Genomic DNA, 1,469 nt, shown 5'->3' with positions numbered 1-1,469 from the left:
TGATCCAGGAGACCTGGGCGGTCTGCCCCGAACCCCACACCGACAGCGTCGCTGCCGGTAGCACGCCAATGGCTGCCGCCACCGCCCACCGCCGGGTGACCCGCCACGATGATTCACGGTGCCGCAGCTGCCACCAGGCGATCGCGGCGGCGTGCCCGGTGAGCATGAGCAGGCCGTTGAGAGGGTGAATCAGTCCGGTGAAGCCGACGGCGGCGGCGTAGCCGACGAAATCACGACGACCCGGCCGGTCGACCAGGCGGGTCAGGTAGAGCAGCGCGACGGCGGCACCGAGGATCGCGAAGGAGTATCCGCGTGCCTCCTGCGCGTACCGGGAGGTGACCGGAAGGATCGCGAAGATCAGTCCGGCGAGCAGACCGAGCTGGGTTCCGCCGAGCCGGCGGCCCAGCATGGTCACCACCAGGGTCGCGGCCGTGATCGCGGCGACCGAGGGCAGACGCAGCGCCACGGTGGAGGTGCCGGCCACGTCGGTGTAGAGCTTCATCAACACGTAGTACGGCGTGAGGACGGCGTCCACCGAGCCGGACAGCTGCCACAGTTGGGACCAGGACAGCTGGACCGCACCCCAGGTGGCCAACTCGTCGGCCCACAGCGCCGGACCGGTCAACCGCCACATTCCCAGCGCCGCTACCAGCAGGGCGGGGAACGTCGCCGCAAGAAGCCGAAACCGACCACCCTCGCCAGCTGTCGAACGCGCAACATGCGCCTCAGGTTGGCTCTGGTTCCCGTCTCTCCCGTCCGGGCTGAACGGAGGCTCGATGGTGACGGTGCGCGGCACCGTCCAATTTGTAGTGATGGTGGACTCCCCCATGGATCTCGTCAAACCCGCCCAGCAGACTTCAGCCGAATGACGTCGAGGAAGCCCTACGGCTCACAGACGGTGAACACCAGGATGCCGCTGAGCGCCGGCGCGACAGCGGCACGCGGTGCCGAGGGCGGCGTGGCTGTGCCGCCGATGATCTATCTCTGGCCGGGAGTCGGCCACCTGTCGTCCATCTGGCGTAAATCGAGAATCTTCCCGGCGTCGATACCTTGCGAGCTCTGCATGATCGCGACGGGTCACGGAATGACTCGTCTGAGTTACGGGGGATGTTGGTGCGTAGACGCGTGGGCGCCTGGATTGGCGCTGCGGTGATGGCGGTTGCTGCGGCGGGTCTGTCGGCCGGAGGGCCTGCTTCCGCGGTTGCGGGGGCGGAAGCGGTGACGGATTCCCGTTATCCGTTCGTCGGCAAGGTGTACTTCGGCGACGCCCGTAGCTGCACGGTGGCATTGGTCGATGTCCGGTGGATTGCCACGGCGAAGTCGTGCTTCAGCGACGGGGGAGCAGGCGTTGTCGCGGGGGTGCCGGCCGGACCGGCGACGGTGGTGCTCGGACGGGCGGATCTCACGCAGCCCACCGGCCATCGACTGGCCGTCGTGTCGGTGGTGCCGCACCCGGACCGCAACCTCGC

At 68.3% G+C, this 1,469-nt stretch carries 2 protein-coding genes; one reads left to right on the top strand and one right to left on the bottom strand.

Translation table 11 applies throughout. The features are described 5' to 3' along the window. A partial coding sequence (locus tag AB0M52_RS33930) for a glycosyltransferase family 39 protein (RefSeq protein ID WP_363961982.1) occupies nt 1–625 on the bottom strand: 625 nt, incomplete at its 3' end. 500 nt (nt 626–1,125) lie between these two features. On the opposite strand from AB0M52_RS33930, the gene AB0M52_RS33925 reads away from it, so the two are divergent. Then, nucleotides 1,126–1,469 (top strand): trypsin-like serine protease (locus tag AB0M52_RS33925; RefSeq protein ID WP_363961980.1); only part of this gene is annotated, 344 nt, incomplete at its 3' end.

The organism is Micromonospora sp. NPDC051296 (assembly GCF_040682255.1).
In the GTDB taxonomy this organism is placed as follows: domain Bacteria; phylum Actinomycetota; class Actinomycetes; order Mycobacteriales; family Micromonosporaceae; genus Micromonospora; species Micromonospora craterilacus.
Note: the sequence above shows the minus strand (reverse complement) of the source record. Positions and strands in the feature narration are given on the sequence as shown.